Source organism: Terrisporobacter sp. (assembly GCF_017888745.1).
Taxonomy (GTDB): domain Bacteria; phylum Bacillota; class Clostridia; order Peptostreptococcales; family Peptostreptococcaceae; genus Terrisporobacter.
Genome location: NZ_JAGHFM010000028.1, coordinates 1 through 8,835, shown reverse-complemented (window position 1 = coordinate 8,835; position 8,835 = coordinate 1). Strand labels below are relative to the sequence as shown.

General features: G+C 28.6%; 10 protein-coding genes. 9 read left to right on the top strand and 1 reads right to left on the bottom strand.

The features are described 5' to 3' along the window. The 9 genes from tsf to ispG all read left to right on the top strand — a co-directional run. On the top strand, positions 1–701 hold a 701-nt coding region (tsf, locus tag J7G74_RS01055; RefSeq protein ID WP_297130661.1), incomplete at its 5' end, for a translation elongation factor Ts. A 98-nt stretch (positions 702–799) separates the two neighbouring features. Next, positions 800–1,504: a UMP kinase gene (gene pyrH, locus J7G74_RS01050; RefSeq protein WP_297130659.1), complete on the top strand. Its 705-nt coding sequence runs from the start codon at positions 800–802 to the stop codon at positions 1,502–1,504. A 33-nt stretch (positions 1,505–1,537) separates the two neighbouring features. Then, positions 1,538–2,092 carry a ribosome recycling factor gene (gene frr / locus J7G74_RS01045; RefSeq protein ID WP_297130656.1) on the top strand — a complete coding sequence of 185 codons (555 nt, stop codon included), beginning with the start codon at positions 1,538–1,540 and terminating at the stop codon, positions 2,090–2,092. Positions 2,093–2,094: 2 nt separating this feature from the next. Beyond that, complete coding sequence (locus tag J7G74_RS01040) at positions 2,095–2,298, top strand: hypothetical protein (protein ID WP_297130654.1); 204 nt, start codon at positions 2,095–2,097, stop codon at positions 2,296–2,298. Between the two features lie 29 nt (positions 2,299–2,327). Continuing rightward, positions 2,328–3,062 carry an isoprenyl transferase gene (locus J7G74_RS01035; protein WP_297130651.1) on the top strand — a complete coding sequence of 245 codons (735 nt, stop codon included), beginning with the start codon at positions 2,328–2,330 and terminating at the stop codon, positions 3,060–3,062. An 11-nt stretch (positions 3,063–3,073) separates the two neighbouring features. After that, positions 3,074–3,853 carry a phosphatidate cytidylyltransferase gene (locus tag J7G74_RS01030; protein WP_297130648.1) on the top strand — a complete coding sequence of 260 codons (780 nt, stop codon included), beginning with the start codon at positions 3,074–3,076 and terminating at the stop codon, positions 3,851–3,853. Positions 3,854–4,056: 203 nt separating this feature from the next. After that, positions 4,057–5,214 carry a 1-deoxy-D-xylulose-5-phosphate reductoisomerase gene (locus J7G74_RS01025; RefSeq protein WP_297130646.1) on the top strand — a complete coding sequence of 386 codons (1,158 nt, stop codon included), beginning with the start codon at positions 4,057–4,059 and terminating at the stop codon, positions 5,212–5,214. 34 nt (positions 5,215–5,248) lie between these two features. Further along, positions 5,249–6,274: an RIP metalloprotease RseP gene (gene rseP, locus J7G74_RS01020; RefSeq protein WP_297130643.1), complete on the top strand. Its 1,026-nt coding sequence runs from the start codon at positions 5,249–5,251 to the stop codon at positions 6,272–6,274. A gap of 24 nt (positions 6,275–6,298) precedes the next feature. Beyond that, a complete protein-coding gene (ispG, locus tag J7G74_RS01015; RefSeq protein WP_297130640.1) occupies positions 6,299–7,360 on the top strand; it encodes a flavodoxin-dependent (E)-4-hydroxy-3-methylbut-2-enyl-diphosphate synthase in 1,062 nt (353 codons plus the stop codon). A 450-nt stretch (positions 7,361–7,810) separates the two neighbouring features. On the opposite strand, the gene hydE is transcribed toward ispG, so the two are convergent. Further along, positions 7,811–8,835, bottom strand: a 1,025-nt coding sequence (gene hydE / locus J7G74_RS01010) for a [FeFe] hydrogenase H-cluster radical SAM maturase HydE (protein ID WP_297130637.1), incomplete at its 5' end; no start/stop codon positions are given.

The window sequence follows — 8,835 nt, the reverse complement described above, 5'->3', positions numbered from 1 at the left end:
CTGCTGCTGCAATAGTAGAAGTAAACTCAGAAACTGACTTCGTTGCTAAAAACGAAGATTTCAAAGTTTTTGTTAAAGAAGCTGCACAAATGGCATTAGGTACAGAAACTAATACTATAGAAGCTTTATTAGCTGAAACTCATGCTGAAGGTAAAGCATTAAAAGATGTTTTAAATGATAGAATAGCTAAAATAGGAGAAAAATTAGATTTCAGAAGATTTGAAAAAATAACTACTGAAGGTCAAATAGCTGGATACATACACGGAGCTGGAAAAATAGGTGTTTTAGTTGAATTATTAACTGAAGCAAAAGATGAAAGAGTTTTAACAATGGGAAAAGATATAGCTATGCAAGTTGCAGCTATGAATCCTAAATATGTTTCAAGAGATGATGTTGATCAATCTTATATAGCTCATGAAACAGAAGTTTTAACTGCTCAAGCATTAAACGAAGGAAAACCTGCTAACATAGTAGAAAAAATGGTTAAAGGTAGATTAGAAAAAGAATTAAAAGAAGTTTGCTTATTAGAACAAACATTCGTAAAAGATTCTGATTTAACTATAAAAAAATTAGTTGCTAACGTAGCTAAAGAAGTTGGTTCAGACATACAAGTTGGTAGAGTTGTAAGATTCGAAGTTGGTGAAGGTATAGAAAAGAAAGAAGAAAACTTTGCTGAAGAAGTTGCTAAGCAACTTAAGTAATAATTAACCAAAAGAGAACACTTATGTGTTCTCTTTTTTAAAAAACAGATAAATAAAAATAAGAGAATATATTTGAGATGGAGAATAGGAGGATTTCTATGAGTAAACCTAAGTACAAAAGAGTATTACTAAAGCTTAGTGGAGAAGCACTAGCTGGTGATAAAGGTTTTGGAATAAACAATGATGTTGTTAATGAGATAGCTATTGCTATTAAAAAAGTACAAGAAATTGGTGTTGAAGTTGCCGTAGTAGTAGGAGGAGGAAACTTCTGGAGAGGAAGAACTTCTGAGGGTATGGATAGAACTACAGCAGACTACATAGGAATGCTTGCTACAGTAATGAATTCTATGGCTCTACAAGATGCATTAGAAAATATAGGAGTTGAAACTAGAGTTCAAACTGCTATAGAAATGAAAGAAATTGCAGAGCCATATATAAGAAGAAGAGCTGTAAGACATCTTGAAAAAGATAGAGTTGTCATATTTGGATCGGGAACAGGTAATCCATACTTCTCAACTGATACAGCTGCAGCTTTAAGAGCAGCTGAAATGGAGGCAGAAATAATACTTCTTGCTAAAAAAGTTGATGGAGTATATGATAAAGATCCAGTATTACATGCAGATGCTAAAAAATTCGATGAATTATCGTATATAGAAGTATTACAAAAAGAATTAAAAGTAATGGATTCAACTGCTACATCTTTATGTATGGACAATAATATACCAATAAAGGTATTTGAACTAACAACAGAGAATATATTAAAAGCAGTGTACGGAGAAAATATAGGAACAACAGTAAATTAATAATACTTTTATGTTAAAGAAGGAGGAGCAAAAATGAAAGAAATACAAAAAAACTTACAACAACAAATGGATAAAACAATAGAAGCTCTAAAATTTGAATTTTCAACTATAAGAGCAGGTAGAGCTAATGCACAAATGTTAGACAAAATAAGAGTAGATTACTACGGAACTCCAACTCCAATAAACCAAGTTGGATCTATATCAGTACCAGAACCAAGAACATTAATGATAAATCCTTGGGATAAAAGTGCAATGAAAGAAATTGAAAAAGCGATAAGAAACTCAGATTTAGGATTAAATCCTACTAATGATGGAGATGTTATAAGAATAAGTGTTCCAGCATTAACAGAAGAAAGAAGAAAAGAATTATGTAAACAAGCGAAAAAAGCTTCAGAAGAATTCAAGGTAAGAATAAGAAATGAAAGAAGAGACGCTAACGATAAACTTAAAAAGTTAGAAAAAGAAGGCGAAATAACTGAGGATGATTTAAAGAAAGCACAAAATGATGTGCAAAAGCTTACTGATAAATATACAAAAGATATAGATACTTTACTAGCATCTAAAGAACAAGATATAATGGCGGTATAATTTTGAATAAATATTATGAGCTATTAGGCCTTCATTTAGATGATGTGAAAAAGTATTTTAATGATAAAAATATAAAATATACTATAACTATTCTTCAAGGTAATAAGGATAAAGATAAACTTATTTATCCTAGGGTAATTAAAATTACTCAAAAAGAAGATGATGTAGAATTATTTGTGACTTACTTTTCTGGCTCCTTAATATAAGGAGTCAGAAATAATATTTGGAGATGAATATGAAAAATGATTTGTTTTATGATATAGATTTACAAAAAGTACCTGAACATATTGCTATCATAATGGACGGTAATGGAAGATGGGCTAAGAGTAGATTTCTACCAAGGACAGCTGGCCATAAGGCTGGTGTAGAAACTATTAGAACTGTGCTTAGAGAGTGCAAAAAACTAAATGTTAAATATGTTACTTTATATGCATTTTCTACAGAAAACTGGAAAAGACCACAACTTGAAGTAGATACTTTAATGGGTTTACTAGCAGCTTATTTAAAAAATGAGGTAAAAACATTACATAAAGAAAATGTTAAGTTAACTGTAATAGGTGATATAGAAAAATTACCAAGTCAATGTATAAAAGAACTTGAATATGCAATAGAATTAACTAAGGATAATACAGGTTGTAACTTAAATTTAGCTTTAAATTATGGGGGAAGACTTGATATAAAAAATGCTTTAGTAGATATTGTAAAAGATGTTAAAGAGGGTAAAATAAGTATAGAAGAAATTGATGAAGACACCATTACGAATCATTTAAGTACAAAATGTATTCCAAATCCAGATTTAGTTATAAGAACTAGTGGAGAACAAAGATTAAGTAATTTCTTACTATGGGAAGTTGCTTATGCAGAGTTTTATTTTACTAATCTTCATTGGCCAGATTTTGATGAGAAAGAGCTTCAAAAAGCTATTTATACTTATCAAAATAGAGACAGGAGATTTGGCGGAATTAAATAAGGAGAATACTTATGAGAACAAGAATTGTAGCTGGATTATTATTAGTTCCATTATTTATCCTTATAATACTTGGAGGACTTCCTTTATATATAGGAGAAGCTATAATAATCTCAATTGCCATAAATGAGTTTTACAAAGCATTTGAACAAAAAGAGATAAAGCCATTATATTATATAGGTTATATTTTTTCTTTTTATTTACTAATAAAGAACTATTTTAAACTACCGATATTTTATACTTATTCTATGGTTTTCATCTTATTCTTAATCTCTATTGTATCAATATTAAGAGTAAGACGAAATATAATAGATATTATAGTAACTTTTTTTGGTATATTTTATGTGGCAATATTGATAGATTTTATAGTATTAACTATGGATAATTTTGATATGGGTAAAATTTATGTATGGCTAATATTTATTATTGCCTTTATGACAGATACGTTTGCTTATTTTTCGGGGTATTTATTTGGTAAACATAAGCTAATACCAAAAGTTAGTCCAAAGAAGACTGTAGAAGGAAGTGTTGGAGGAATATTAGGATCTACATTAATATGTATGGTATTTGGCTATTTCTTTAAAATTGATTTAGCAGTAATAATTTTTCTGGGATTTTTTGGTAGCATTGTTGCTCAATTCGGAGATTTATTTGCTTCATCTATCAAAAGATATGTAGGTATAAAAGATTATGGTAAATTAATACCTGGACATGGAGGAATACTAGATAGATTTGATAGTGTTATCTTAGTATCACCATTTGTGTATAGTGTGATAAATTTATTTATTAATTAATTAATTTAGCTTCAGTTTGACTGGAGCTTTTTATTTTGTATATTTATATAAAATTATTTACTCTATTAAATTAAATATCATTTCAATTAAAAAATACTGTATTGCATTTGAATTTTTAATGAATATTGTAAATTATAATGATAATAGTGGTATAATACATAGATGAAGAAACAATAATTAATATAGTTAGAAAGGGATTACATATGAAAAAAATTACTATTTTAGGTTCTACAGGATCTATAGGTACTCAAACTTTAGATGTTGCACGAAATAATAAAGATAAGTTTGAGATTGTAGCCATATCTGCAAATAGTAGTGTAGATTTACTGTTAGAACAAATTTTAGAATTCTGTCCTAAATATGTGGCAGTTTATGATGAAAAAAGTGCAAATAAATTAAAGGAAATGATTCCTAAAAATATAGATGTAGAAGTTCTTAGTGGCATGGATGGGTTAGTTAAAATTTGTGAACTTGAGGAAGTTGATGTTGTTTTGACGGCAGTTGTTGGTATGATAGGTCTTGTTCCTACAATGGCTGCTATTAAATCTAAAAAAACGATAGCACTGGCTAATAAAGAAACGTTAGTAACAGCAGGTGAATTAGTAATGAGAGAAGCTAGAAAAAATAATGTAGAAATATTACCTGTTGATAGTGAACATAGTGCTATATTTCAATGCTTAAATGGAGAAAATAGAAAAGAAATAGAAAAAATTATATTAACTGCATCAGGTGGACCATTTAGGGGTAAGAAAAAAGAAGACCTTATAAATGTTAAAAAAGAACAAGCACTTAAACATCCTAACTGGGACATGGGAAGAAAAATAAGTATAGATTCATCTACACTTATGAATAAAGGTCTTGAAGTTATAGAAGCTAAGTGGTTATTTGATGTGGAGGTAGAAGATATAGAAGTTGTTGTACACCCTCAAAGTATAGTTCATTCAATGGTATCGTTTAGAGATAGTTCAGTTATGGCACAACTTGGGTGTCCAGATATGAGACTACCAATCCAGTATGCTTTAACTTATCCAGATAGACTAGAAACTGATTTTGAAAGATTGGATTTTAGGAAAGCTTCTACTTTGACTTTTGAAGAGCCAGATATGGAAACATTTCCGTGTTTAAGACTGGCTTTTGATGCATTAAAAATGGGTGGTACATATTGTGCTGCATTAAATTCTGCAAATGAAGTTTTAGTAAATGAATTTTTAAATGATAAAATTGGATTTTATGACATACCATATTATATAGAAAGAACTTTAAAAGAACATAAAAATAGAACTAATCCAACTTTAGATGATATTCTAGAAGTTGATAAAGAAACAAGAAAATTTTTAGCAAATATACTAAAAAATAACTGATTAATTTTTTTAGTAAAACTAGGAAGGTGAATATATGACAATAGTTATAGCGTTATTACTATTTGGTGTAATTATTTTAATACATGAATTAGGTCATTTTCTTCTTGCAAAGAAAAATGGAGTAGCCGTACATGAATTTTCAATAGGTATGGGTCCTAAAATATATGGTAAAGAAAAAAATGGGACATTGTATTCAATAAGAGCACTACCAATAGGTGGATATGTATCTATGGAAGGTGAAGATGAAGAATCAAACAAACCTGGATCATTTAGTGAAAAATCCATATTACAAAGAGCAAGTGTTATTTTTGCAGGACCATTTTTTAATTTAATACTTGCGATATTATTTTTAATTCCAGTATTTATTTATATTGGATCTCCAACGACTACATTAGATCAAATTATTGATAACAGCCCAGCAATGAAAGCTAATTTATATACTGGAGATATAATTAAAAAAGTTGATGGAAAAAGCATAAATTCATGGAATGAATTTACAGATGAAATCGCATCATCTAATGGTAAAGAATTAAATTTAGTAGTAGAAAGAGATAATAAAGAGATAAAAACAAATTTAAAGCCAGAATTAGGTGAAGATGGAAGTTACAAAGTGGGGGTTACTTGTAAGAGAGATAAAAACTTTGTAAATGCTATAAGGGATTCATTTACGACAACAGGTCAAATGATTGTTCAGATGGTGACTTTCTTGAAACAAATGATAACTGGTACTGTGCCAGGAGGATTTACTAATTCTGTTGCAGGTCCAATAGGTGTGATAACTCTTGTTTCTGATGCTGCTAAAATGGGTATAATTAACTTATTATACTTAGGATCTGTAATAAGTTTAAACTTAGGTATAATAAACTTAGTTCCATTCCCTGCATTAGATGGAGGTAGATTATTATTACTTTTTATTGAATGGATAAGAGGCGGAAAGAAAATAAATGCAGACAAAGAAGCTATGTTAAATATGATAGGATTTTGTGCGTTAATGGCATTTATGGTATTTATTACATATAATGACGTAGCAAGATTAATAAAAGGTTTTTTTAAATTTTAATACTTAGAAATAGAAGGTGAAGTTTTGAGTTATAGTAGAAGAAAAACTAGAGAAGTATCTTTAGGCAGTATTAAAATTGGAGGAGATAATCCAATAGCAGTTCAGTCAATGACTAATACAGATACTAGAGATGCTGAAAAAACAATAGAACAAATAAAAAAACTTGAAGAAGCAGGATGCGATGCAGTAAGAGTGGCAGTCCCTGATATGATAGCAGCAGAAAACTTAGGTAGAATTAAGAATGAAATAAATATACCATTAATTGCTGATATACACTTTGATTATAAATTAGCTCTTAAAGCTATAGAAGAAGGTGTAGACGGAATTAGAATAAACCCAGGTAATATAGGTGGTATAGATAGAGTTAAAGCTGTAGTTGAAAAATGTAAAGAGAAAAACTTAAAAATAAGAATTGGAGTAAATGGGGGATCTTTAGAGAAACATTTACTAAAAAAATATGGATCAGCAACGCCAGAAGCTTTAGTAGAAAGTGCTATGGAACATGTTAAAATCTTAGAAGATTTAGATTTTTATAATATAGTAATATCTCTTAAATCTTCAGATATATATACAGCTGTTGAGGCTTATACCCTAATGAGTCAAAAAGTTGACTATCCTCTACACTTAGGAATAACAGAAGCTGGTGGAATTAAAAAAGGAACTATTAAATCATCAATAGGAGTAGGTTCACTTTTACTTAAGGGAATTGGTGATACTATAAGAATCTCTTTAACTGGAGATCCAGTAGAAGAAGTACATGTAGGCAAAGATATACTTAGAAGTTTAAACTTATTAAACGATAAGATAAAAATAGTTTCTTGTCCTACATGTGGTAGATGCAATATTGATTTAATTAGTGTTGCAAATGAAGTAGAAGAAAAAATAAAATATATAAACAAAGATATGACAGTAGCTATAATGGGATGTGCAGTTAATGGTCCTGGTGAAGCGAGAGAAGCTGATATAGGTATAGCTGGTGGAAAAGGAGAAGGTCTTCTATTTAAGAAAGGTGAAATAGTAAGAAAGATAAAAGGTAATTCTTTAGTTGATGAACTACTTGAAGAAATAAGTAAATTTGAAAAATAATTAAAAAGAAAAAGATGAACAATAATTTGTTCATCTTTTTTTGTAGTAAAGCTACTTTATATGTTGTATATGATATATATATGTTAGCCTGGAAGTAATTTAAAAGGAATAATAATATATCGTGATGGATGTAAAAGAAGTGGCATAGTGCTAAATGATAAAAAGGATAGAATAATCAACAAAGAAAAAATAGAAATGAAATACGACATAGGAAAAATGATACAGAAGAAAAATATGAAAAATTTGTATGCATAGAGTGTGATGATGAATCCATAATATCAAGTGGAGTATGTACTATTTGCCTTCAATGTGGATAGAGTAAATGTAATTAATATTTTATTTAAGTATGTATATTTATCTAATATTACGCAAAAATCATATGATTAATAGTAATTTCAAAATAAAAATAGTTGTTATCTAATAAAAAATAACAACTATTTTTACTTTAAATTACAAAGATCTAGACCAATTTATATTATCACCTCGTGAGGTATCCAGTACAAATCCTGCTTTATGTATTTTATCTTCCATAAAGGATTTGTATTCCGCAGCTTCATATCCACTAGAAATTTTATTATCATATAATAAATATTTATCACGAATTTTTTTAGGTGATAAATTAGGCATAATTACATTGGCACCTGCATAAAATCCTGCTTCTCTTCCATTATCATCAATAGTTGCAAGAGCTGTAGTTGCAGGAATTAGTGATTGAGGTAATAATAATCTAGTTAAAGCGATCATTATAATAGTTTTTTCAAGACTACCAGGAGATTCATTTTTAAAAGTTGTATCATGATGAGGTATGAAAGGACCTATACCAATCATATGAGGATTTAAATTTTTCAAAAATATTAAATCTTGTGCCAAGTTTTCATTGGATTGATAAGGTGAGTTTACCATAAATCCAGCCCCAACTTGATATCCTATTTCTTTTAGGTTTTCAAGACATTTAATTCTATTACTTAAACTTAGATTTTTTGGATGTAATTTTTTATAATGCTCATCTGTTGCAGTTTCATGTCTAAGTAAATATCTATCAGCACCTGCATCAAAAAATTTTTTATAAGAATCATAGGATTTTTCACCTATGGATAAAGTTATTGCACAATCTGGATGCAATTTTTTTATACTTTTAACTATTTCAATTATTTTGTCATCAGAAAAATATCCGTCTTCTCCTCCTTGCAATACAAAAGTTCTATATCCAAGTTTATATCCAATATTAGTACATTCTAAAATTTCATCTAAACTTAATCTATACCTTTCAATATTTTTATTAGAACATCTTATACCGCAGTAATAGCAATCATTTTTACAGTAATTAGTAAACTCTATAAGACCTCTCATAAATATTTTATTACTATAATATTTTTCTTTACTTTTTAGTGCTTTATTGCAGATATATTTTATATCATTTTTTTTAATATTGTCTAATATATATATTATTTCATTTTTGCTTAAGGAATTATTTT

What these genes read in the sequence shown, in the direction of transcription:
- rseP (WP_297130643.1), top strand. Translation starts at nt 5,249, where the DNA reads ATGACAATAGTTATAGCGTTATTACTATTTGGTGTAATTATTTTAATA.
- J7G74_RS01030 (WP_297130648.1), top strand. Translation starts at nt 3,074, where the DNA reads ATGAGAACAAGAATTGTAGCTGGATTATTATTAGTTCCATTATTTATC.
- frr (WP_297130656.1), top strand. Translation starts at nt 1,538, where the DNA reads ATGAAAGAAATACAAAAAAACTTACAACAACAAATGGATAAAACAATA.
- pyrH (WP_297130659.1), top strand. Translation starts at nt 800, where the DNA reads ATGAGTAAACCTAAGTACAAAAGAGTATTACTAAAGCTTAGTGGAGAA.
- J7G74_RS01025 (WP_297130646.1), top strand. Translation starts at nt 4,057, where the DNA reads ATGAAAAAAATTACTATTTTAGGTTCTACAGGATCTATAGGTACTCAA.
- J7G74_RS01035 (WP_297130651.1), top strand. Translation starts at nt 2,328, where the DNA reads ATGAAAAATGATTTGTTTTATGATATAGATTTACAAAAAGTACCTGAA.